Raw genomic sequence first — 21,369 nt, 5'->3', positions numbered from 1 at the left:
TCGGTCGCCACCATTCACCATGCCTATCGCATTCTTTGACTTTCCTTGCTCAAATTGATGGAGCAACCACATGTTTCGCTTCTTTGAAAACCTCATAGACCCCTATTGCGACTATCCGGAAACTGATCGCCCGCCGACCAAGCTCTGGCCGTTTATGCGCGACTATGCGCAGCCCTTCAAAAAGGTGTTTTGGGCAACGGGTCTGATCTCGGTCGTCGTTGCCGCAGTGGAGATCGGTTTGATCTCCTACATGGGCCGTGTCGTCGATATTTTGTCCGGCTCTCCTCAAGAGGTCTGGGCGACGCATGGCACTGAGCTGATCCTGATGGCCGTGTTCATTCTGTTTCTGCGCCCGGTGATCCAGTTGATCGATGTCATGTTGCTCAACAACACGATCCTGCCGAACTTCGGCACCCTGATCCGCTGGCGTGCGCATAAACATGTGTTGCGTCAATCTGTTGGTTGGTTCGAGAACGATTTTGCAGGCCGGATCGCCAATCGCATCATGCAAACACCCCCTGCGGCTGGCGAGGTGGTGTTCCAGGTCTTTGATGCGATTACCTTTGCATTGGCTTATATGCTCGGGGCGGCGTTGCTCCTGTGGGCGGCAGATGCCCGCTTGCTGCTGCCGTTGCTGATCTGGTTCGTTCTATACGCGGCGCTGATCAGGTGGACTGTTGTTCGCGTCGGACCTGCCAGTCAGGCCGCATCTGATGCGCGCTCCACAGTTACTGGGCGCGTGGTCGACAGCTATTCCAACATTCACTCGGTCAAGATGTTCGCGCATCATGATCGCGAGTTGGACTATGCCAAGTCCGCGATCGAGGAGACGCGCACGACGTTTCAGGCTGAAATGCGGATATTCACCATCATGGATGGTGCCCTCGTGATGCTCAATGGGTTGCTGATCGTGGGCGTGGTCGGGTGGGGCATTGCGCTCTGGATGCAGGGATTGGCCAGTGTCGGCGTGGTTGCTGCGGCGACAACGCTGACATTGCGGCTGAACTCCATGACGGGTTGGATCATGTGGGCCTTGACCAGCTTCTTCCGTCAGCTTGGTGTTGTTTCAGAAGGGATGCAAACCATCGCTCAGCCGATCGACTTGGTGGATGATAAGACCTGCAAGCCGCTGCATCTGACCAAAGGCAAGATCACATTCGATAATCTGTCCCATCATTACGGGCGCGGATCAGGAGGGCTTGATCAGCTGAATCTGACCATACACCCCGGAGAGAAAGTCGGACTGATCGGGCGATCTGGTGCTGGAAAATCGACGTTGGTTAAGCTGCTTCTCCGGTTCTATGACACCGAAAACGGGCGCATTCTGATCGACGGTCAGGATATCTCAACCGTGACACAGGACAGTTTGCGTCAGAACATCGGCATGGTGCAGCAGGACAGTTCGCTCTTGCATCGCTCCGTGCGGGACAACCTGCTTTATGGCCGTCCGGATGCGGAGGAGCAGGAGATGATTGCTGCCGCACGCAAGGCGCATGCCCATGATTTCATTCTCGATCTTGAGGACCCGCAGGGGCGCACCGGCTATGATGCGCATGTCGGTGAGCGTGGTGTGAAACTGTCAGGTGGCCAGCGACAGCGTGTGACTTTGGCGCGCGTTATCCTGAAAAACGCACCGATCCTGCTGTTGGACGAAGCGACATCCGCGCTTGATTCCGAGGTCGAGGCCGCCATTCAGGAAACGCTTTACGGCATGATGGAGGGCAAGACTGTGATTGCGATCGCGCACCGCCTGTCCACCATCGCGCAGATGGACCGGATCCTGGTGCTCGATCAGGGAAAAATCGTCGAAGAAGGCACGCATGAGGCGCTTTTGGCCCAGAGCGGCCTATATGCACAATTCTGGGCGCGTCAGTCGGGCGGGTTCCTGAATGTAGAGGCAGCAGAATGAAGCTTGGAAATCTGATCGACGCGTTTCAACCCGCGGAGGGACCGCCGCCACAGACATTAGGCGCGTTCATCCGCTGGTGTCTGTCGGGGGCCGGGCCGATGTTGGTGCTCGCGGCGGTGTGTTCCGCGCTTGCGGGAGGTATGGAGGCGGGAACGGCCTTCATCCTCGGTGTGGTGATTGATACGGCCATCGCAAGTGGCCCGGAGGGTTTCTTCGGTGCCAATCTTGGGACCATCGTCGCGGCTCTGGCGTTTTTCCTGCTGGTGCGGCCGGTTCTGTTTGGTCTTTCGGCGGCGACCAACGCCATTATTGTGCAGCCAAACGTAAGTCCGCTGGTCCTGTCACGGATCAATCGTTGGACCCTTGGACAGTCGGTGCGATTCTTTGACGATGATTTTGCCGGCCGGATCGCACAAAAGCAGATGCAGACCGCCAATGCAGTGACCTCAGTTGTGGTTGAGGTCATCAATGTTGTGGCCTTTGCCTTGGCCTCTCTGGCTGGCGCATTGATCCTGCTGGGGGCCGTTGATCTGCGCATCACGCTGCTGTTCCTGATCTGGTTGCTGGGGTATTTTGCCACCATTCGCTGGTTCTTGCCGCGTATTCGCAAGCGGTCTGCCAGTCGCGCCGGTGCCCGTGCCAACGTGACCGGACAGGTTGTGGACACCATTACCAACATCAAGACGGTGCAACTCTTCGCCCATGCCGATCATGAGGAACGTGGCGCGCAGGACGCGATGGTGACCTTCCGTGAGAAGGCGCTGGAGTTTGGATACCTGTCGGCGTCGTTCCGGTTCTGCCTGATGACGCTAGCGGGGCTGCTGCCGGTCCTGTTGATCGGTGCGACCTTGTGGCTGTGGCAGGGCGGCATCGCCAGCGAAGGCGACATTGTTGCCGCTGGCGCAGTTTCTATCCGGATTGCACAGATGACGGGCTGGGTCAGTTTCACCCTCATGGCGATCTATTCCAACGTGGGCGAAATCGAGAATGGAATGAAGACGCTGGCGCGGCCGGACCGGATCGAGGACGATCCTGATGCGCAGGAGCTTCAGGTGCGCAAGGGCGAGATTGTACTGGATGATCTGAGTTTCAGTTATGGGCGCGATATTGGCGGCATATCAGATCTGTCACTGACCATTCCACCGGGCGAAAAGCTCGGGATCGTTGGTGCTTCCGGGGCCGGGAAGTCGACACTTGTGTCACTTCTATTGCGTCTCTACGAGCCTGAGCAGGGCCGCATTCTGATCGACGGGGCAGACACCTCCAGCGTCAATCAGAACAGTTTGCGCAGTCAGATCGGCATGGTGACGCAGGAGACTGCGATGTTCAATCGATCAGCAATGGATAACATTCTCTACGGGCGTCCCGACGCCAGCAGAGAAGAGGTGATCGCGGCGGCGTCCGCAGCCGAGGCGCATGAGTTCATCACCGACCTGCAAGACGGGCAGGGACGGGAAGGGTATGACGCCTATCTGGGGGAGCGTGGTGTTAAGCTCTCAGGCGGGCAGCGTCAGCGGATTGCGTTGGCACGGGCGATCCTGAAGGATGCGCCGATCCTCGTGTTGGATGAGGCCACCTCAGCACTCGATTCTGAAGTCGAGGCGTCAATCCAGTCTGCCCTGACGCGTGTGATGGAGGGCAAGACGGTCTTGGCCATTGCCCACCGACTGTCGACATTGGCGGAGATGGATCGAATCATTGTCATGGATCGAGGGCGTATCGTCGAGCAGGGCAGTCACGATGAACTACTCGCGCAGGGCGGTCTCTACGCTCAATTCTGGACCCGTCAGTCAGGTGGCTTCATCCGCACGGAAGAGGAGGCCACAGAAGCTGCCGAGTAGGGGGCGCAATGCGTTTCCTCCTTTTGCCGCCGGACGTCCCGCGCTATGGCAGGAGCATGACAAACGCAGCCAGAACCAGAGCCACGATTGAACGTTTGGGACACCAGGGCGACGGGATCGCCCCGGGACCACTCTTTGCACCCAGAACATTGCCGGGAGAGATTATCTCCGGTGTGATCTCAGGGCAGACCTTGACGGATATCCGCATCGAAGAACCGTCCGAGACCCGCGTGCAGGCACCATGTCGCCACTACAAGTCCTGCGGGGGCTGCCAGTTGCAGCACGCGAGCGATGACTTCGTAGCGGATTGGAAGGTCGATGTGGTTCGCCACGCACTGCGAACCCGTGGATTAGAGACTGATTTTCGGCCCATTCAAACGTCACCGTCACGCTCCCGACGCCGGGCAACGCTGTCTGCAAAGCGCACGAAGAAGGGGGCCATGGTCGGATTTCATGGCCGGGCCTCCGACATTGTTACAGAGATCACGGATTGTCACCTTCTTGCGCCAGAGTTGATGGCGGCAATCCCGATGGTTGAGGCTCTCGCCATTGTTGGGGCCAGTCGCAAGGCACCCTTGTCGGTGACTTTGACGACGTCCGATACTGGTTTGGATGTGCTGGTGCGTAATGGCAAACCTCTCGATGGGCCGTTGCGTATTCAATTGGCGCAATCCATCGAGCGTTATGAAATCGCTCGTTTGACCTGGGAAGACGAGCCGATCGGAATGGAACAGCCGCCGGCACAGCGCTTTGGCGCGGCAAGGGTCTGCCCTCCACCGGGATCCTTCCTGCAAGCGACACACGAAGGTGAGGCGGCACTGGTTGCTGCGGTGCAGGAAGCCGTCGGAGAGGCGCGCCGGATCGCGGATCTCTTTGCCGGGTGTGGGACCTTCTCACTTCCGCTGGCACAGAAGGCCGAGGTTCATGCTGTCGAAGGGGAGCGCGATATGCTGCAGGCGCTCGAGCAAGGATGGCGCATGGCGCGCGGTCTCAAAAAAATCACCACTGATACGCGAGACCTGTTCCGCAACCCGATGCTGCCTGAAGACCTGAAGCCGTTTGACGCTGCGTATGATGCGGTAGTGATTGATCCGCCGCGTGCTGGCGCAGAAGCCCAGGTGTCAGAAATCGTGCGCGCGAAGGTTCCTACCATTGCTTATGTGTCGTGCAATCCAGTTACGTTTGCTCGGGATGCTGAAACTCTTGTTGCTGCAGGTTATTCGCTCAACTGGGTGCAGGTCGTTGACCAGTTCCGCTGGTCATCGCATACCGAGCTGGCAGCCAGCCTGACCCTGTCCTGAGCCGAACCATAGGAGTGTCTCCCCGATGATCGACCGTATGAAATCCGTTCTGGACAGCGATGTCTTTGGTCGGTTCATCACAGCTGTTATTCTTGTGAATGCGGTGACATTGGGGATGGAGACCTCGGATGCGGTGATGGCACGTATCGGAGAGCTGGTGCTACTGATTGATAAGCTCTGCCTGGTCATCTTCATTCTTGAGATCGGGGCGAAGCTGATTGTCTGGCGGTTGCGCTTCTTTCGCAATGGTTGGAACGTGTTCGATTTTCTGATCGTTGGTATTGCGTTGGCGCCGGCCGCACAGGGGTTCTCGGTCCTGCGGGCACTTCGTATCCTGCGGGTGTTGCGTGTTATTTCCGTTGCACCGAGATTGCGCCGCGTGGTCGAAGGGTTCATCACCGCACTGCCCGGAATGGGGTCGGTTTTCTTGCTGATGGCGATCATCTTCTACATCGGATCGGTCATGGCGACGAAGCTGTTCGGTAGCAGTTTTCCGGAGTGGTTCGGAACGCTTGGCCTGTCGGCATATTCCCTGTTCCAGATCATGACGTTGGAAAGCTGGTCGATGGGGATCGTGCGTCCGGTGATGGAACTCTATTCATATGCTTGGGCGTTCTTCGTGCCTTTCATCATGGTCACGACCTTTGCTGTCGTGAACCTTCTTGTCGGCTTGATCGTGAACTCCATGCAGGATGCGCATTCCGAAGAAGAGGGAGAGCGCACCGACGCCTATCGGGATCAGGTCATTTCTCGTCTCGAAGCGATCGAAGCGCGGATTGCCCGGCTGCAGGACGAGACGACAGAAAAGTGATTATCTTTTCTTAACCAAGTTTGCTGTAATGTTAACAAAGAGCACAAAGCCATCAAGAGCGGACAGATCAAGACAATGCACAGGCGTACATTCGGGGCAGGTATTCTGGCCACCCTCGGAGCAGCTGGATGTTCCAGCGGCCCCAGTATTCGACGGTACAATGGACCTCCCGTAACATCGATCGTGGTGAACAAGGGCACGCGGAAGATGTACCTTTTGAACGAGGCGAAGGTCTTGCGTGAGTACGACGTCGGTTTGGGCTTTGCCCCCGTCGGACATAAACAAATCGAGGGCGACGGCCGCACACCAGAAGGCACATATCGCATCGACCGTCGTAACCCCCGCAGCCAATTTTACTTGTCGCTGGGGATTTCATACCCGAACACCTCGGATCGGGCCCATGCGCGGACATTGGGCGCAAGCCCGGGTGGGGATATCTTCATCCACGGCGAACCGAATGAGCGCAAGGATCGTCGCCGGGCTGCACGGATTCAGGACTGGACGGCTGGTTGTATTGCTGTGAGCAATGACGAGATCGAGGAAATCTGGGCTATGGTCAACGACGGGACAATCATCACGCTTCGCCCGTGACAGTGCCAGATATGCTGATACAGACGAAAAAGGCCGCTCCATCTGGATGCGGCCTTTCCTATTTCGGCGGACTGAAAGCGGTGACTATTCCGCCATCAACAACGTCCACCAGATCTTGCCGTTGGCTTCCTGGAACCAGGAAAAGCCCATGTTGCGGGCCTTGGGGTCCATGACAACAGAGCGCGTGCCACTGTTTTCCATCCAGGCTGTCAGCGTTTGCACTTCGTTTTCGTAGGATTCCGAAATGTTTTCCCCAACAAGCTGGCCCGTATAGCCAACCCGGTTGACCCGATCGAGAGGGGAAGAGCCGTCAGAGCCGAAGTGCCAGGGCCGGTTTTGCACTGACATATCACGGGAATGAGTGGCTGCCGCTGCGTTGAGCTTGCCGTCCAACTGCACTGTGGGGCTGCCAGCAGCCTCACGCAGGGCGTTGACGGAGTCCAGCATGCGGAACTGGACACGTTCTTCGTTCCGAATTTTGTAAACACCGGACCCGGTCGCGGTGCCATCGTTGCCAGTGGTACATGCCGCCAGCACAAAACTCGTCAGTGTAGCCAGAATCAGGAAAACACGTGTCATTCTAAACCCTAAAAAGTGTTCGGTCAGAGCGTCCCTTAGCTCTCCTGTGACTTATAGGCAAACCCGGTTGGGTCACAATGACGAGATATGGGGGGATTGAATTGCGACTGAGGCATTCCAGCCATAGACTGCCCGACAATGGATCCCTTCAGTACAGAGTATCTTCTGATGACACCTAAGAACCCTTTGAAGCCGTCGCGCCGGCAATTTCTTGCGGGATCTGTCTCGCTTCTCGCAACCCCAGCGCTTGCGCAGGGCGTAGCTGAGACGGAAGAGCCAACCTTTGATCCCCTGCGCCCACCACCGGAACCGGAGCCGAATGTTGCCCGCAATATTTCCGCATTTCGGGCCAAGGACTGGCGCCCTTACTTCGACACCCTGCGCCGCGGAGCGATTCTCGTCGATATCAACAGCCGCGCGTTACATTTCTGGTCCGAAGATCAGTCGGTCTACAAGCTGTTCCCTTCGTCGGTGCCGCTGAGTGATGATCTGACACGCCGTGGTCGCACCAAGATCACTCGCAAGGTTGAAGGTCCGGGATGGGCACCGACGCCGAACATGCGAAAACGCAACCCGGAGTGGCCCGCCTACATTCCGCCCGGACCTGATAACCCACTGGGGACACATGCGCTTTATCTCAGTTGGAAGTACTACCGCATTCATGGAACGCACGATACGCGCAAGATCGGGCGCAAATCCTCCAATGGCTGCATCGGCCTCTACAATGAGCACATCGCAGAACTCTACAAACTGACGCGGACCGGGACACAGGTGTTGCTAATTTGACGACAACCACCCAAAGCTCGACGCGAGAGATTTAACAACCAATTGCAATCCGGTGTGTTTCCCGCTTAAAAAAAACCACGAGGTAAGTCTTGAGTGCGCACATCATATGTGTGCTGTGCGCGTATTCTGGAGGTTAACATGAAGAAACTCATTATCGCTGCCGCTCTGGTCGCTGCTGCATCCGCAGCATCCGCTGGCAACCTGGCAGAACCGATCGTTGAAGCACCGGTTATCATCGAAGAAGCAACCGGTTCTTCTTCCGGCATCCTGCTGCCGCTGCTGCTGCTCGTTATCGTAGCTGCTGCTGCCGCAAGCAACTAATCGTTGCCAAAAGAATGAGAAAGGCGGCTGGATCACCAGCCGCCTTTTTTCGTGTCTTTAAAGATGTTTAGAGCGCGACATACCTGCCTAGCGACGATCATGCGCAGTCAGTCCAGCCACCCTTTAAGATTGTTCTGGATCATCTTTGACAGGGCCGAAATGTGACCTGCGCTTTCATTTAGGCAGGGGATGTAGGTGAAGTCTTCCCCGCCCGCGTGTTCAAAGCTCTCGAAAATCTCTTCGTTGATCTCTTCCAGAGTCTCGATGCAGTCGGCGGAAAATGCCGGGGCGATCACCGCAATCCGCTTTTTGCCCTGCTTCGCCAGCTCCGCGACATGTTCCACCGTGTAGGGACGCAGCCACTCTTCAGGGCCAAAGACCGACTGAAATGTGGTGGTGATCTGTGATTCGTCCCATCCCAACCGTTCGCGCAGCAGCCGAGTCGTTTTCTGGCACTGGCAGTGGTAGGGATCCCCCTGCATCAGGTAGCGTTTTGGCATGCCATGATAGGAGCAGACCAGAATATCGGGTTTCTTCTCCGCCTTCGCATAGGCTTCCTCCACCGACTTCGCCAGAGCATCAATATACTCAGGCTGATCGAAGTAGGGTTCGATTGTCCGAGCGGCAGGTTGCCAGGTCTGTTCCATCAGGGCACGGAAGAATTCGTCATTCGCGGTGCCAGAGGTGGCGCCAGCATACTGCGGATACAACGGCACAAAGAGGATCTTGCGACAACCGGCAGCCACCATTTCGTCAACCTTGGATTTGGTCGACGGATTGCCGTAGCGCATGCAGAAATCCACCATGACCTGATCGCCGTAGATCGCTTCCATCGCCTGCGCCATCTCGTGGGTCTGGTCCTTGGTGATCGTCATAAGCGGGCTTTCGCCCTTGTCGTGGTTCCAGATGGATTTGTAGGCAGCGCCCGATGCGAACGGTCTCTTGGTGAGAATGATAAGCTGCAGCAGCGGTTGCCACTTCCACGCGGGGTAGTCGATGACGCGCTTGTCGGACAGGAATTCGCCCAAGTAACGACGCATGGGCCAATAGCTGTAGTGATCCGGTGTACCGAGATTCGCCAGCAGGATACCGACCTTCTCAGGCTTGACCGCCGGATGGTCCGCGGGGGCATGAGCAGGGCAGGTCGCAGTCGGGCTAGCATCCAGCATGGGTAGGGGTCCTGTGTGATATCGCAGTGAGAGATTTTATCAATTGATACGGTGTTACGGGGCTGATGGCCAATTGGATCACCTGACTGCGACCATTGGCTCAGGTTATTGGTCTCGATCTGGAACCTTGCTCTCCGGGACTTTCAACGCATCTGCCAGGCGCATCTTTGCAGAGCCGGGACGCAGGGGTTGTGGTTGGGTGTCGGCCGGCGACCAACCGGTGAGGCACACAAGCTCGAATGTTGCGTTCAGCTTGCCGTCTTCGGTGGCAAAATTCTGACCATAGATGTGATTCGCCAAGTCGAACACTGCCCGGCGCGTCGGTTTGCGGAGCCGGTTGGTCATCGCGTTGGTTTCCCCCATGGCGCGCAGGTCTTGCATCAGATGCGGCAGGTCGCGGTATTGCACCGAAAGCGGCACCACGTCTGCGACGGGCAAAGCAAAGCCCGCTCGTTGCAGAAGAGCGCCGAGGTCGCGAATTTCACCCATTGGTGCAACGCGCGGCGACAGGCCGCCGCTGATATAAGTTTCGGCCTCTGCAAGCGAGGTCCGCAGCTCATGCAGCGTCTGACCACCAAGTGTCACCAAGAGAAGTAGACCGTCCTCCTGCAAGGCGCGCCGGCACTGGATCAACTGCCCGACTGGATCATTGGCCCAGTGCAGCGCCATGACATGAATGATCACGTCATGTGCTTGTGGCTCCAGCGCCAGAACGTCGTTGTCGAGAACGGTTTTCTGCCCAGGGAGTACGTTTTCCCAAGGTTCCGCAAAAGGCGCAACAATCGCTGGCTTGGTAAAGGTTCTCTTAACCATGCTCAGCCGATCCTCGACCTCGTCTCTCGCCATGTCGTGCAGGAACATCGCATCCGATTTACGTCGAATGCGGCGTTGCCGAAGTGCGTCGTGATCGAAGATCTGGGGATGAGCCATTGGTTCTTGAGTCATGAGGTGTACCTATGACGTTGCGCACACGGTTTCAAACGGCAGTTTCATTGATTTACCCGGCGCGCTGTCTGAATTGTGGCGGGTTGGTCGAAAGCGATTTTGGACTTTGTAGCGCGTGCTGGCGCGATACATCCTTCATCTCGGGTCTTGTATGTCACAGCTGCGGGGTGCCGGTGCCGGGTGAGGACGACGGGCAAATCGTGCGTTGTGATGACTGTTTGCAAACCCCGCGAAACTGGCAGCAGGGGCGTGCGGCGATCATCTACAGCGGGCAAGGGCGTCGCTTGGTATTGGCGTTGAAACACGGGGACCGAACGGATCTTGTGCGTCCGGCATCGGCCTGGATGGGCCGCGCCGCCGCCGACCTCTTGATCAACGATCCGTTGATTGTGCCCGTGCCGCTGCATTGGACACGATTGGTGCGCCGCCGATATAACCAGTCTGCCTTATTGGCGCAGGCGCTGGCTGCACGCGAGGGGCAGGACTGCTGCCCAGACGCATTGATACGGTCCCTACAGACACCGATGCTGGAAGGGCGCAGCCGGGACGAGCGCATGACGATCCTGATGGACGCAATCCGGCCGCATCCACGAATGGGATGTCGGATGCAGGGCAGAGAGGTTCTGCTTGTGGATGATGTGATGACCAGCGGGGCGACGCTTTCCGCATGTGCGAGTGCATGCATCGTTGCGGGGGCGGCTTCTGTCAATGTTGTCGTGCTTGCCCGGGTCACGGCGGCGTGAAAAGGCTGGCAAAGCTTGATAAAAAGTACCACATGGCTCAGCATCCATGAACCAAGCCTACGGAGACCAACATGAAACCGGTCGAAATCTATACCTCACCCCTTTGCGGCTTTTGCCACGCAGCCAAGCGTTTGCTGAACCAGAAGGGGGTCAGCTTTTCCGAAATCGATGTACTGGCTGACCCGGATCGCAAGGCAGAGATGATCCAACGCGCCAATGGCGGTCGCACGGTACCACAGATCTTTGTTGGTGAGACGCATGTCGGCGGATGTGATGAGCTTTATACGCTGGATCGCGCTGGAAAGCTCGATCCGCTGCTTGCGGCCTGAGCTCCATGGTACGTGCCGCACTTCTACAGATGACCTCCTCCGATGTGCCGGCTGAAAATCTCATAACGGTCAGGCAAATGATGGCGGATGCGGTTTCGCAGGGGGCGGAGTTTATTCTGACCCCGGAAGTTACAAACTGCCTGTCGACAAGCCGGACCCATCAGCGTGAGGTGCTCTGTCACGAAGAGGATGATCCGACGCTGTCCGGCCTGCGTGACGCTGCCGCGAAACATGGTGTGTGGGTGTCCATCGGTTCTTTGGGACTCAAGACGAAGGACGGCGATGGACGCTTTGCCAACCGGCAATTCGTGATCACACCAAGTGGTGAGATCACGGCGCGGTATGACAAGATCCATATGTTTGACGTCGAAGTGACCCCAGAGGAGACCTACCGGGAATCTGATGGCTACCGTCCGGGTACGCAGGCTGTTGTTGCAGAAACTGATTTTGCAAAGATTGGCCTCACCATTTGCTACGATGTGCGCTTTCCGGCGCTGCATCGACGATTGGCTCAGGGCGGGGCAACGATCTTGACCGCTCCAGCAGCGTTTTCGCATGTGACGGGGGCGGCCCATTGGCATAGTCTGCTTCGGGCTCGGGCGATCGAAACAGGCTGTTTTGTCTTGGCTGCGGCCCAGACGGGTGTGCATCCGGCAAGCCGCGGCGCGCAGCGCCAGACCTTCGGTCATTCGGTCGCGATTGCCCCCTGGGGAGAGGTTCTGGCCGATGCGGGTACTGAGGTCGGAATTACTTGCGTTGACCTCGACCTCGAAGAGGTGAACAAGGCACGCAAACGCGTACCTTCGCTGACCCATGACCGGGAGTTTGACGGACCCTGATGGATGAGAACCATTCCCTTGCCATTTCGCTATTCAGCGAAATACTGATGGCTGACCAGCTTGCGCGGGCACGATTGGGCAAGGCTCTGCCCAAGGGAATGGAGCTGTCACATTTTTCGGTTCTGAACCACCTTGCACGGGCGGGGCTCGAACGATCCCCGGCACAATTGGCCAAGGCCTTTCATGTGACGCGCGGTGCCATGACGAACACGATCAACAAGCTAGAAGTCGCTGGTTATGTGCACGTCCGACCGGATTGGGATGATGCGCGCCGCAAGATGGTCGCCATCAGTCCGGCAGGACGCAAAGCGCGCGATGCGGCGTTGGCCTCGATCATTCCGATGATTTCCGAAGTGGTGAGCGAGTTGGGGGGAGACCGTGTCCGTGCGGCGCTCCCGATCCTGCGAGAGTTTCGCGGCAAGTTGGAAACCGAAGACTGAGATACCAACGATTGGTTGAATGAAAGAGAGCGCCGGGTAATTCCGGCGCTCTCTTTAAAATTAGGGCCGTGAGTGGTGTGAGTGTGTCCCCAATTGCACAAATTCTGTTCCGTCGGGCATCGAGTGCCTGCCAGAGCAGTATATTCCCTGTGCAAGACGGGACATCTAGGAGCTACAGCAGATCTTCGCAACGACGCGTTTGGATGAGTGCATATACTAAAGTATAGGCAGAAGGCCAAAGCAAGCGGTCGCACCGAAAATTGACTGTGAATTCGCGCTGGCGCGGCATCGCATCAGGGCTTTGTGCTTGCCGTGACGTAATTTACACTGAGGTCGCGGTCAGAGATCGACCAACTCCACAACAGCGGGTTGAAGACAAACCCCTTGCGGTCCACCGGCGTCATTCCAGCTTGGCTCAGCAGATCGAATAGTTCATCCGGGGTGATGAACTTGGACCACTCATGAGTACCACGCGGCAGCCAGCGCATCACGACTTCGGCGCCCACGATTGCCATGGCATAGCTCTTAGGGTTGCGATTGATTGTGGAGCAGATTTGCAACCCGCCGGACTTCAGCAGCTGTTGTGTCGCAGTGAGATAGCTAAGCGGGTCAGCGACATGTTCGACCACTTCCATGTTCAAGATCACATCAAAGGCCTCACCAGCCTCTGCGAGTGCCTCTGCCGTGGTGTGGCGGTAGTCGATTTCCAGACCTGATTGCTCTGCGTGAATTCGGGCAACGGGCAGGTTGCCTTCGGCGGCGTCGGCCCCGACCACATCTGCGCCGAGGCGAGCCATGGGTTCACTCAGGAGTCCACCCCCGCAACCGATATCGAGGATACGCAGGCCCGCAAACGGAGCGGCAGATGTAAGGTCGCGCTCAAACTCCCCGGCAATCTGGCGGGTGATGTAGTCCAGGCGACACGGGTTGAGCATGTGCAGGGGCTTGAATTTCCCATTGGGATCCCACCATTCCGCAGCCATTGCCTCGAACTTGGCAATCTCGGAGGGGTCAACCGTGGACTGTTGCGCTTGCATTCCTGTCTCCGTGTGTTTTCTTGTGGGTTTAGTCGTTAGTTAGGTCAGTAATGGACAAATACCCGGATCAAAAGCGCGCAGTGCAGTTTCTCTATCCGCCGATCGAGCCATTTGATCAGCGGATGCTGGACGTGGGCCAAGGGCACCGGATCTATTTGGAGCAGTCCGGAAATCCCGATGGCGTGCCGGTTATCGTGTGCCATGGCGGCCCCGGCGGTGGCACCAGCCCTGCGATGCGGCGGTATTTTGATCCGAGTGTCTACCGGATTATCCTGTTTGATCAGCGGGGTTGTGGCCGCTCTCGTCCGCACGCCTCCTGCGAGGACAATACCACTTGGCATCTGGTGGCGGATATGGAGCTCATCCGCGAGCTCTTGGAGATCAACAGCTGGATGGTGTTTGGTGGCAGCTGGGGGGCGACCCTGGCGTTGGTCTATGCTCAGACGCACCCTGACCGGGTTAGCCACCTCATTCTGCGCGGTGTTTTCCTGATGACGCAGTCTGAACTTGCATGGTTCTACGGGGGCGGCGCGGGCAAATTCTGGCCGGAGACTTGGGAGAAGTTCACAGCGCTTGTTCCCGAGGACGAGCATGATGATTTGATCGCAGCCTATCATCGGCGCCTGTTTTCGGGAGATCGCGAAGAAGAAGTGCGCTTTGGACGCGCGTGGTCAGCGTGGGAAAACGCGCTGGCGTCCGTTTACTCGAACGGCGTGTCGGGAGAGAGCCCCGGCGATTACGCGCGGGCCTTCGCCCGGTTGGAAAATCACTATTTCTCGAACGGTGGCTTTCTGCATATGGATGGTCAAATCCTTGCAAATATGGGGCGCATTGCGCATATTCCCGGCGTCATCGTGCAGGGGAGGTATGACATGATCTGCCCACCGCAATCCGCATACGATATTCACAAGCAATGGCCGAACTCCGACCTGATCATGGTGCGAAATGCAGGCCACGCGCTGTCGGAGCCTGGAATCAGCGCAGAGCTGGTCAAGACGATGGACCAACTGGCCGAGGAACTGACGACATGAAGCGCCTGGACCGTCGTGCTCTCTTTGCCAGCGGTGCGGCCGCCGCGCTATTGGCGGCGACGGGCACCAGTCTGGCGCAGCAGCCCCGCCGGGGCGGCACGCTGCGCCTTGCAGTGCCGCGCGACGGGGGCCTCCTTGAGCGGGTGGCCCGTGGCGCGGTCTATGATCAATTGACGGAAGTAGCGCCTGACGGTCTGTTGCGGGGGGAACTGGCAACCGGCTGGCACAGTGACGATTCCGCACGGCGGTGGATTGTGAAGCTGCGGCAGGACGTGTCCTTTCACAATGGTTTGCCTTTGAGGGCAAGCGATGTGATCGCCTCGCTTGAGGCACATGCATCGCGAGGTGATCTGCGTCTGGAAGGGCTACGTGCGCTGACCCTGAAGGATGGTGACGCGATTGAATTTGTGCTCGATGAAGGCAACCCCCATTTGCCCTATCGGCTGGCCGACACGGGTCTGGTGATCGCCGCTGACGGCGATGTGCAGGCCAGCTTGGCGACGATGACGGGAACAGGCCTTTACGCGGTTGAGCGCGCGCAAGATGGGCGTCACTTCCGGGCCCGCCGCAGAGAGCAACACTACAAGGACGGCAGTGCCGGCTGGTTTGACGCGTTGGATCTGATCGTGATTTCAGACGCGGTCGTTCGGGCCGAGGCCTTGCGCGATGGCTTTGTGGATGTTGCCTCCCTGCCAACGCCAGAGGGTCTGAGAGGGCGCGGCAGTTTCAATTATCATCCTTCCGAGGGGGATATGGCGCTGGCAGCCGGTCAGCATGTCGTCATGCCCCGGCGTATTTCCAACCGCGGCTCCTTGGATGACCATCGCATCACTGAGCGGTGGTGGATGGCGTGATCTGACATCTGCGTCGAGCCAAAGAGATGCGCCGACTGACAGCATCCATCGTGAACGCCCTCAAGGCAATCAGACCTGGTGATTCGACACCCGCTCCTGCCTGATTGGGAGATGCGTAAGCGCCCCTCGGGCAGAGTTAAGCTTTGCCGCCGGAGGAAAGGGTTGCAAAACCGCGCGTGTGGGCGTATATCCACGCTCAACAGCGGCGCGTCGGGCTCTGGGCCTGAGGTACCAACGATTAATTTCGACGGGCCGCGGCCCGTTTTTTTGTGTTTGGAGGTCTGATGACCAACGATCTTATTGCCAAAGCTGCGATCGACCGCCGCCTGGCCGAGATCATCACCCCGGTGATCGAGGATCTCGGCTATGAGCTGGTGCGTATCCGGTTGATGTCCGGAAAGATGACCACGATGCAGATCATGGCAGACCGTCCCGATGGCGGTATCGAAGTTGATGACTGTGCCGCGATCTCGAACGCGATCAGCGCGACACTCGACGTCGAGGATCCAATTCTTGATGCCTATACGCTCGAGGTTTCGAGCCCCGGCATTGATCGGCCTCTGACACGTCTGAAAGACTTCGACATGTTCGAAGGGTATGAAGCGAAACTTGAAACGGCTGAGTTGATCGATGGCCGCCGCCGTTTCAAGGGCGAGCTGGCCGGAGTTGAAGGGGATGAAGTCCTGATCAACATCGAAGAGCACGGCGAAACCGTGACGATCGGTTTGAAATTCGACTGGTTGAGCGATGCCAAACTGGTGCTGACGGACGATCTGATCAAGGAAATGCTGCGTCAGCGCAAGGCCGCTGGCGTATTGAACGACGACGCCTTTGACGACATCGAGACCGAAGGGTCCGCAGAAGGGACCAAAGGGTCCGAAGAGGAGAACGAGTAATGGCTATCACCTCTGCAAACCAGCTGGAGCTGTTGCAAACCGCCGAGGCCGTGGCGCGCGAGAAGATGATCGACCCGGGTCTGGTCGTCGACGCGATGGAAGAATCCCTCGCCCGTGCGGCCAAGAGCCGCTACGGCAGCGAGATGGACATTCGTGTCTCCATCGACCGCAAGACCGGCAAGGCGACCTTCACCCGCGTCCGGACCGTGGTCGAGGATGCGGAGCTGGAAAACTATCAGGCTGAGCTGACAGTCGCGCAGGCAAAGCAATACATGGAGAACCCGACGATCGGTGATACCATCGTCGATGAAGTTCCCCCGGTCGAAATGGGCCGCATTGCCGCGCAATCCGCCAAGCAGGTGATTCTGCAAAAAGTGCGTGAAGCCGAGCGGGACCGTCAGTACGAAGAATTCAAGGACCGCAACGGCACCATCATCAATGGTCTCGTCAAGCGTGAAGAATACGGCAATGTCATTGTCGACGTTGGCTCTGGCGAGGGTATCCTGCGCCGCAACGAGAAGATCGGCCGCGAAAGCTACCGCCCGAACGACCGTATTCGCTGCTTTATCAAGGACGTGCGCCGTGAGCCGCGCGGCCCGCAGATCTTCCTGAGCCGGACCGCGCCGGAATTCATGGCCGAGCTGTTCAAGATGGAAGTGCCGGAAATCTATGACGGCATCATCGAGATCAAGGCCGTGGCCCGTGATCCCGGCTCGCGCGCGAAGATCGCCGTGGTGTCCTATGACAGCTCCATCGATCCGGTTGGCGCCTGTGTTGGTATGCGCGGCTCCCGCGTGCAGGCCGTGGTCAACGAGCTGCAGGGCGAGAAAATCGACATCATCCCGTGGAACGAGGATCAGCCGACCTTCCTGGTGAACGCGCTGCAGCCTGCCGAGGTTTCCAAGGTGGTTCTGGACGAAGAAGCCGGCAAGATCGAAGTGGTGGTTCCGGACGAACAGTTGTCCCTGGCCATTGGCCGTCGCGGTCAGAACGTGCGTCTGGCCTCGCAGCTGACCAGCCTCGACATCGATATCATGACTGAAGAGGAAGAATCAGCTCGCCGTCAGAAGGAATTCGAGGCGCGGACCGGATTGTTCATGGAGACCCTCGATCTGGACGAGTTCTTTGCCCAGTTGCTGGTGTCAGAAGGCTTCACCAACCTCGAAGAGGTTGCCTATGTTGAGCTGGACGAGCTTCTGGTCATTGATGGTGTGGACGACGGCACCGCCCAGGAGCTGCAAGCCCGGGCGCGAGACTATCTCGAAGCGCAGGCCAAGGCGGCGCTGGACAATGCCCGCAGTCTGGGTGCCGAGGACAGTCTTATTGACTTTGAGGGCCTGACACCCCAGATGGTGGAGGCGCTGGCCAAGGACGACGTCAAGACTGTTGACGACTTTGCCACTTGCGCTGACTGGGAACTTGCGGGTGGCTGGACCACTGCCAATGGTGAGCGGGTGAAGGATGAAGGCATCCTTGAGCCCTTCGGCATGAGCCTGGAAGAGGCGCAAAAGCTGGTGATGACTGCCCGCATCATGTTGGGCTGGGTAGACCCGGCCGAGCTTGAAGCGGATGCAGAAGACCCCGAAGAAGAAGTGGAAGGGGATGTGGAAGCCTGATCGGCTTCCCGACTCCCAGGAGACGTAAATGACCCGTGGTGGTGCAGAAAAATCCCGTTCAGACGGGCCGGAACGGAAATGTGTCGCCACTGGCGAGACAGAGCCCAAAGCCGGGCTCATCCGTTTCGTGCTGGGGCCTGACAATCAGGTCTTTGCCGATGTGATGGGGAAATTGCCCGGTCGCGGCGTCTATGTCTCTGCGACGCGCGATGCGCTGACGCAGGCGGTAAAGAAAAAACTTTTCGCCCGCGGCTTCAAGGCGCAGGTCACGGTTCAGGATGGTCTGGTTGACGATGTGGAGCGACAAGTTTTGCGCCGCACTGTTGATCTGATCAGCCTTGCTCGCAAGTCGGGCGACGCCGTTGGGGGGTATGAGAAGGTCAAGGATTGGCTGGATAAAGAGGAGGCACGGGTTCTGATCCAAGCCTCTGACGGATCCGGGCGAGGTAAGTCAAAACTAAGCACGCCGCATCGCGGCAAATACATCGGATGCATGACAGCGGACGAGCTTGGGATGGCTTTTGGGCGTGAAACTGTCATACATGCCGCGCTCGCCTCTGGTGGACTCAGCCAACGTGTTGTAGAGGAAGCCCAGCGATTGCAGGGTTTGCGCGAAAAGGGCGGCAACGGCCGCACGGAAGGATAAAGAGCTTTATGAGCGATAGTGACGGCAAAAAGACATTGGGTCTTCGTGGTAGCGGGTCTCGTCCCGGGAACGTTAAACAGAGCTTCAGCCACGGTCGGACCAAGAATGTTGTGGTGGAAACCAAGCGTAAGCGCGTGGTTGTCCCCAAGCCGGGCGCAGGCAAAGGCGGCGCCGGCGGCGTTGCGGCCGGCGATGCTTCGCGGCGCCCTGCTGGAATTTCTGATGCGGAAATGGAACGTCGCCTGAAGGCGCTCCAGGCCGCCAAGGCCCGCGAATCCGAAGAGGCTGCCCAGCGTGAAGCCGAGGAGAAGGCCCGCGCCGAAGAGCGTGAGCGCCGCCGTGCCGAGCAAGAGGTGAAGGAACGCGAACAGCGCGAAGCTGAAGAGCGGGCCCGCCAAAAGGCAGAAGATGAAGAGCGCAAGCGCAAAGAAGACGCAGAGGCCGCCAAGCGTGCCGCTGCCGAGAAAGCTGCGCCGAAAGCCGACAAGACCGCCGGTGCCCCTGCCGAAGCGCGCGGCCCTGCAGGTGCAGCCAAGCCCGCGGCACAAGCTCCGCGCAAAGCGGAACGCGAGCGTGAAGAACGTGGTCGTGGCACCAAGGTTCGCAATGATGGCGGCCGTCGCTCCGGCAAGCTGACGCTGAGCCAGGCAACTGGTGGCGAAGGTGGTCGTCAACGCTCCGTCGCGTCGATGAAGCGCAAGCAAGAGCGTGCGCGTCAGAAAGCCATGGGGCAGATCGAGCGCGAAAAGGTCATTCGTGAAGTGCAGCTTCCGGAGGCCATTGTGGTATCCGAGCTGGCGAATCGTATGGCTGAGCGCGTGGCTGATGTGGTCAAGGCTCTGATGAAAATGGGCATGATGGTCACACAAAACCAGACCATCGACGCCGATACCGCCGAGCTGATCATCGAGGAATTCGGCCACAAGGTGGTCCGTGTTTCCGACGCTGACGTCGAGGATGTCATCAAGGAAATCATCGACGCCGATGACGATCTGGAATCGCGTCCGCCGGTCATCACGATCATGGGTCACGTTGACCATGGTAAGACGTCGCTGCTTGATGCGATCCGTGATGCAAAGGTTGTGTCCGGCGAAGCTGGCGGAATCACCCAGCACATCGGTGCGTATCAGGTGACCACCGATAGCGGTGCCGTGCTGTCCTTCCTCGACACACCGGGCCACGCGGCCTTTACGTCCATGCGTTCGCGTGGTGCTCAGGTCACGGATATCGTGGTTTTGGTGGTTGCTGCCGATGACTCGGTCATGCCGCAGACCATCGAGGCGATCGCCCATGCGAAGGCGGCCGGTGTGCCGATGATTGTGGCGATCAACAAGATCGACAAACCCGCCGCCGATGCGACACGGGTCCGGACAGAGCTGCTGCAGCATGAAGTGATTGTGGAAGCAATGTCTGGTGAGGTTCAGGACGTCGAAGTCTCTGCCCATACCGGTCAGGGTCTTGATGAACTGCTCGAAGCCATCGCTTTGCAGTCTGAACTTCTCGAACTGAAAGCCAACCCCGATCGGGCGGCTCAAGGTGCTGTGATCGAAGCTCAGCTTGACGTTGGTCGCGGTCCGGTTGCTACGGTTCTGGTTCAAAAAGGGACCCTGCGTCAGGGCGACATCTTCGTTGTGGGTGAGCAGTACGGTAAGGTCCGCGCGCTCATCAACGACAAGGGTGAACGCGTCCAGGAAGCCGGACCTTCGGTGCCGGTTGAGGTTCTGGGTCTGAACGGAACACCCGAAGCGGGCGACGTGCTGAACGTGACCGAGACCGAGGCTCAGGCCCGCGAAATCGCGGAATACCGTGAGCACGCGGCCAAGGACAAACGTGCCGCCGCCGGTGCCGCGACAACGCTGGAACAGCTGATGCAGAAGGCCAAGGATGACGAAACCGTCTCCGAGCTGCCGATTCTGGTCAAAGCGGATGTGCAGGGTTCTGCGGAAGCGATCGTTCAGGCGATGGAGAAGATCGGCAACGACGAGGTCCGCGTGCGGGTGCTGCACTCCGGTGTTGGCGCGATCACCGAGACCGATATCGGTCTTGCCGAGGCCTCGGGTGCGCCGGTCATGGGCTTCAACGTTCGTGCCAATGCGTCTGCGCGCAACACTGCCAACCAGAAGGGTGTGGAGATCCGTTACTATTCGGTGATCTATGATCTGGTGGATGATGTGAAGGCGGCAGCCTCTGGCCTGCTCTCTGCGGAGATCAAAGAGAACTTCATCGGTTATGCCGAGATCAAGGACGTCTTCAAGGTTTCCAACGTTGGCAAGGTTGCTGGCTGTCTGGTCACCGAAGGTGTCGCACGCCGCTCCGCAGGTGTTCGCCTGCTGCGTGACAACGTGGTGATCCACGAGGGTACTCTGAAGACCCTCAAGCGCTTTAAGGACGAAGTGGCAGAGGTTCAGTCCGGTCAAGAATGCGGTATGGCCTTCGAGAACTACGAAGACATCCGTCCGAAGGATGTGATCGAGATCTTCGAGCGTGTGGAAGTGACCCGTACCCTCGACTGACCTAAGGTCACCTGAGAATTTTAAAGCCCTGGCCTGCAAAGGTCGGGGCTTTTTCTTGCGAGGGTGAAGGAACCTAGCACTGTATTCACTATGCGCGCAGAGACGCTCACGCAGTTGTTCGTACTTCCACCTTGTTCCAGCCGCTTCTTGACTGAACCTAACGCACTGGCAC

The 21,369-nt window shown here is 58.2% G+C and carries 21 protein-coding genes; 17 read left to right on the top strand and 4 right to left on the bottom strand.

Translation table 11 applies throughout. The features are described 5' to 3' along the window. The first annotated feature begins 70 nt into the window (after positions 1-70). The 5 genes from CLV89_RS04435 to CLV89_RS04415 all read left to right on the top strand — a co-directional run bounded on the left by CLV89_RS04435 (position 71) and on the right by CLV89_RS04415 (position 6,453). Positions 71-1,909, top strand: a complete 1,839-nt coding sequence (locus CLV89_RS04435; RefSeq protein ID WP_106162437.1) for an ABC transporter ATP-binding protein — start codon at positions 71-73, stop codon at positions 1,907-1,909. Continuing rightward, entirely contained in the window at positions 1,906-3,750 is a 1,845-nt protein-coding gene (locus CLV89_RS04430; protein ID WP_106162436.1) for an ABC transporter ATP-binding protein, read from the top strand. The genes CLV89_RS04435 and CLV89_RS04430 overlap by 4 nt, the downstream gene beginning before the upstream one ends. A gap of 56 nt (positions 3,751-3,806) precedes the next feature. Next, positions 3,807-5,051 (top strand): class I SAM-dependent RNA methyltransferase, encoded by a 1,245-nt coding sequence (locus tag CLV89_RS04425; RefSeq protein ID WP_106162715.1) that lies wholly within the window; start codon positions 3,807-3,809, stop codon positions 5,049-5,051. A gap of 25 nt (positions 5,052-5,076) precedes the next feature. Beyond that, positions 5,077-5,862, top strand: a complete 786-nt coding sequence (locus CLV89_RS04420; RefSeq protein ID WP_106162435.1) for an ion transporter — start codon at positions 5,077-5,079, stop codon at positions 5,860-5,862. A 75-nt stretch (positions 5,863-5,937) separates the two neighbouring features. Further along, complete coding sequence (locus tag CLV89_RS04415) at positions 5,938-6,453, top strand: L,D-transpeptidase family protein (RefSeq protein WP_106162434.1); 516 nt, start codon at positions 5,938-5,940, stop codon at positions 6,451-6,453. An 84-nt stretch (positions 6,454-6,537) separates the two neighbouring features. Here CLV89_RS04415 and dalA read toward each other — a convergent pair whose 3' ends face one another. Beyond that, positions 6,538-7,032: a divisome-associated lipoprotein DalA gene (gene dalA / locus CLV89_RS04410; protein WP_106162433.1), complete on the bottom strand. Its 495-nt coding sequence runs from the start codon at positions 7,030-7,032 to the stop codon at positions 6,538-6,540. A 168-nt stretch (positions 7,033-7,200) separates the two neighbouring features. Here dalA and CLV89_RS04405 point away from each other — a divergent pair, with 168 nt between their 5' ends. Together CLV89_RS04405 and CLV89_RS04400 are read left to right on the top strand one after the other, a co-directional pair. Continuing rightward, a complete protein-coding gene (locus CLV89_RS04405; RefSeq protein WP_106162714.1) occupies positions 7,201-7,818 on the top strand; it encodes a L,D-transpeptidase in 618 nt (205 codons plus the stop codon). Between the two features lie 138 nt (positions 7,819-7,956). Continuing rightward, positions 7,957-8,139 carry a hypothetical protein gene (locus CLV89_RS04400; protein WP_106162432.1) on the top strand — a complete coding sequence of 61 codons (183 nt, stop codon included), beginning with the start codon at positions 7,957-7,959 and terminating at the stop codon, positions 8,137-8,139. 107 nt (positions 8,140-8,246) lie between these two features. Here the strand turns inward: CLV89_RS04400 and hemH are convergent, their stop codons facing one another. Both hemH and CLV89_RS04390 read right to left on the bottom strand, forming a co-directional pair. Beyond that, positions 8,247-9,308 (bottom strand): ferrochelatase, encoded by a 1,062-nt coding sequence (hemH, locus tag CLV89_RS04395; protein WP_106162431.1) that lies wholly within the window; start codon positions 9,306-9,308, stop codon positions 8,247-8,249. Between the two features lie 105 nt (positions 9,309-9,413). Beyond that, on the bottom strand, positions 9,414-10,253 hold the full coding sequence (locus CLV89_RS04390) for a methyltransferase domain-containing protein (protein WP_106162430.1): 840 nt from the start codon (positions 10,251-10,253) through the stop codon (positions 9,414-9,416). 11 nt (positions 10,254-10,264) lie between these two features. Here CLV89_RS04390 and CLV89_RS04385 point away from each other — a divergent pair, with 11 nt between their 5' ends. From CLV89_RS04385 to CLV89_RS04370, 4 genes are all read left to right on the top strand, one after another. Further along, positions 10,265-10,996, top strand: a complete 732-nt coding sequence (locus CLV89_RS04385; protein WP_106162429.1) for a double zinc ribbon domain-containing protein — start codon at positions 10,265-10,267, stop codon at positions 10,994-10,996. A 71-nt stretch (positions 10,997-11,067) separates the two neighbouring features. Beyond that, positions 11,068-11,325, top strand: coding sequence for a glutaredoxin 3 (grxC, locus tag CLV89_RS04380; RefSeq protein WP_106162428.1), 258 nt, complete (start codon positions 11,068-11,070; stop codon positions 11,323-11,325). A 5-nt stretch (positions 11,326-11,330) separates the two neighbouring features. After that, positions 11,331-12,164 carry a carbon-nitrogen hydrolase family protein gene (locus CLV89_RS04375; RefSeq protein ID WP_106162427.1) on the top strand — a complete coding sequence of 278 codons (834 nt, stop codon included), beginning with the start codon at positions 11,331-11,333 and terminating at the stop codon, positions 12,162-12,164. Beyond that, complete coding sequence (locus CLV89_RS04370) at positions 12,164-12,604, top strand: MarR family winged helix-turn-helix transcriptional regulator (RefSeq protein WP_106162426.1); 441 nt, start codon at positions 12,164-12,166, stop codon at positions 12,602-12,604. Before CLV89_RS04375 ends, CLV89_RS04370 begins: the two co-directional genes overlap by 1 nt. Positions 12,605-12,897: 293 nt before the next feature. Here the strand turns inward: CLV89_RS04370 and ubiG are convergent, their stop codons facing one another. Further along, the gene (gene ubiG / locus CLV89_RS04365) at positions 12,898-13,641 is read right to left on the bottom strand and encodes a bifunctional 2-polyprenyl-6-hydroxyphenol methylase/3-demethylubiquinol 3-O-methyltransferase UbiG (RefSeq protein WP_106162425.1); all 744 of its coding nucleotides are present in this window, start codon (positions 13,639-13,641) and stop codon (positions 12,898-12,900) included. 50 nt (positions 13,642-13,691) lie between these two features. On the opposite strand from ubiG, the gene pip reads away from it, so the two are divergent. The 6 genes from pip (at position 13,692) to infB (ending at position 21,197) form a co-directional block, all read left to right on the top strand. Next, positions 13,692-14,672, top strand: a complete 981-nt coding sequence (gene pip, locus CLV89_RS04360) for a prolyl aminopeptidase (RefSeq protein ID WP_106162424.1) — start codon at positions 13,692-13,694, stop codon at positions 14,670-14,672. Then, on the top strand, positions 14,669-15,526 hold the full coding sequence (locus CLV89_RS04355; RefSeq protein ID WP_106162423.1) for an ABC transporter substrate-binding protein: 858 nt from the start codon (positions 14,669-14,671) through the stop codon (positions 15,524-15,526). Before pip ends, CLV89_RS04355 begins: the two co-directional genes overlap by 4 nt. A gap of 284 nt (positions 15,527-15,810) precedes the next feature. Continuing rightward, positions 15,811-16,422 (top strand): ribosome maturation factor RimP, encoded by a 612-nt coding sequence (gene rimP / locus CLV89_RS04350; protein WP_106162422.1) that lies wholly within the window; start codon positions 15,811-15,813, stop codon positions 16,420-16,422. Further along, the gene (gene nusA, locus CLV89_RS04345) at positions 16,422-18,038 is read left to right on the top strand and encodes a transcription termination factor NusA (RefSeq protein WP_106162421.1); all 1,617 of its coding nucleotides are present in this window, start codon (positions 16,422-16,424) and stop codon (positions 18,036-18,038) included. Before rimP ends, nusA begins: the two co-directional genes overlap by 1 nt. 28 nt (positions 18,039-18,066) lie before the next feature. Next, positions 18,067-18,684 carry an RNA-binding protein gene (locus CLV89_RS04340; RefSeq protein WP_106162420.1) on the top strand — a complete coding sequence of 206 codons (618 nt, stop codon included), beginning with the start codon at positions 18,067-18,069 and terminating at the stop codon, positions 18,682-18,684. An 8-nt stretch (positions 18,685-18,692) separates the two neighbouring features. Then, positions 18,693-21,197: a translation initiation factor IF-2 gene (gene infB / locus CLV89_RS04335; protein ID WP_106162419.1), complete on the top strand. Its 2,505-nt coding sequence runs from the start codon at positions 18,693-18,695 to the stop codon at positions 21,195-21,197. Positions 21,198-21,369: the final 172 nt, after the last annotated feature.

Source organism: Tritonibacter scottomollicae, from assembly GCF_003003215.1.
Classification (GTDB): Bacteria; Pseudomonadota; Alphaproteobacteria; order Rhodobacterales; family Rhodobacteraceae; genus Epibacterium; species Epibacterium scottomollicae.
The sequence above is the reverse complement of the archived record's forward strand: the minus strand, read 5'-3'. Positions and strand labels throughout refer to the sequence as shown.

Coding starts and splice junctions, on each gene's coding strand:
- CLV89_RS04435 (WP_106162437.1), top strand. CDS start 71: ATGTTTCGCTTCTTTGAAAACCTCATAGACCCCTATTGCGACTATCCG.
- CLV89_RS04430 (WP_106162436.1), top strand. CDS start 1,906: ATGAAGCTTGGAAATCTGATCGACGCGTTTCAACCCGCGGAGGGACCG.
- CLV89_RS04425 (WP_106162715.1), top strand. CDS start 3,807: ATGACAAACGCAGCCAGAACCAGAGCCACGATTGAACGTTTGGGACAC.
- CLV89_RS04420 (WP_106162435.1), top strand. CDS start 5,077: ATGATCGACCGTATGAAATCCGTTCTGGACAGCGATGTCTTTGGTCGG.
- CLV89_RS04415 (WP_106162434.1), top strand. CDS start 5,938: ATGCACAGGCGTACATTCGGGGCAGGTATTCTGGCCACCCTCGGAGCA.
- dalA (WP_106162433.1), bottom strand. CDS start 7,032: ATGACACGTGTTTTCCTGATTCTGGCTACACTGACGAGTTTTGTGCTG.
- CLV89_RS04405 (WP_106162714.1), top strand. CDS start 7,201: ATGACACCTAAGAACCCTTTGAAGCCGTCGCGCCGGCAATTTCTTGCG.
- CLV89_RS04400 (WP_106162432.1), top strand. CDS start 7,957: ATGAAGAAACTCATTATCGCTGCCGCTCTGGTCGCTGCTGCATCCGCA.
- hemH (WP_106162431.1), bottom strand. CDS start 9,308: ATGCTGGATGCTAGCCCGACTGCGACCTGCCCTGCTCATGCCCCCGCG.
- CLV89_RS04390 (WP_106162430.1), bottom strand. CDS start 10,253: ATGACTCAAGAACCAATGGCTCATCCCCAGATCTTCGATCACGACGCA.
- CLV89_RS04385 (WP_106162429.1), top strand. CDS start 10,265: ATGACGTTGCGCACACGGTTTCAAACGGCAGTTTCATTGATTTACCCG.
- grxC (WP_106162428.1), top strand. CDS start 11,068: ATGAAACCGGTCGAAATCTATACCTCACCCCTTTGCGGCTTTTGCCAC.
- CLV89_RS04375 (WP_106162427.1), top strand. CDS start 11,331: ATGGTACGTGCCGCACTTCTACAGATGACCTCCTCCGATGTGCCGGCT.
- CLV89_RS04370 (WP_106162426.1), top strand. CDS start 12,164: ATGGATGAGAACCATTCCCTTGCCATTTCGCTATTCAGCGAAATACTG.
- ubiG (WP_106162425.1), bottom strand. CDS start 13,641: ATGCAAGCGCAACAGTCCACGGTTGACCCCTCCGAGATTGCCAAGTTC.
- pip (WP_106162424.1), top strand. CDS start 13,692: ATGGACAAATACCCGGATCAAAAGCGCGCAGTGCAGTTTCTCTATCCG.
- CLV89_RS04355 (WP_106162423.1), top strand. CDS start 14,669: ATGAAGCGCCTGGACCGTCGTGCTCTCTTTGCCAGCGGTGCGGCCGCC.
- rimP (WP_106162422.1), top strand. CDS start 15,811: ATGACCAACGATCTTATTGCCAAAGCTGCGATCGACCGCCGCCTGGCC.
- nusA (WP_106162421.1), top strand. CDS start 16,422: ATGGCTATCACCTCTGCAAACCAGCTGGAGCTGTTGCAAACCGCCGAG.
- CLV89_RS04340 (WP_106162420.1), top strand. CDS start 18,067: ATGACCCGTGGTGGTGCAGAAAAATCCCGTTCAGACGGGCCGGAACGG.
- infB (WP_106162419.1), top strand. CDS start 18,693: ATGAGCGATAGTGACGGCAAAAAGACATTGGGTCTTCGTGGTAGCGGG.